The 421-nt window shown below is 64.4% G+C and carries 1 protein-coding gene; it reads left to right on the top strand.

Going from position 1 to position 421, the window contains the following annotated elements:
- Positions 1-86: 86 nt before the first annotated feature.
- Positions 87-421, top strand: a 335-nt coding sequence (gene tnpB / locus GWC77_RS28405) for an IS66 family insertion sequence element accessory protein TnpB (protein WP_217283472.1), incomplete at its 3' end; no start/stop codon positions are given.

Genomic DNA, 421 nt, shown 5'->3' on the forward strand with positions numbered 1-421 from the left:
GTGTGCGAGATCGAGGTGGAGATCGGCAAGCGGCGCGTGAAGATTCGCGGCCTGTCTGCCGAGCGCACCGAAGCGTTCCTGCAGGAATGCCTGAAGTGATCGCGCTGCCGGCAGGCACGCGCATCTGGCTTGCGGCTGGCGTGACCGACATGCGTTGCGGGTTCCAGGGGCTTGCCGCGAAGGTGCAGACAGCGCTCGAAGAGAATCCGCTGGGCGGTCAGGTGTTTATCTTCCGTGGCCGCCGTGGCGATCTCGTGAAGCTGCTGTGGGCGACCGACGACGGGCTCTGGTTGCTCGTCAAACGATTGGAGCGAGGCCGTTTTATCTGGCCACAGGCTGATGGTGGAAAGATCCATCTGACGAGCGCCCAGCTGTCGATGCTGCTCGAGGGCATCGACTGGCGACAGCCGCGCCGTACCGC

The sequence above is a fragment of the Paraburkholderia sp. NMBU_R16 genome (assembly GCF_013282575.1).
In the GTDB taxonomy this organism is placed as follows: domain Bacteria; phylum Pseudomonadota; class Gammaproteobacteria; order Burkholderiales; family Burkholderiaceae; genus Trinickia.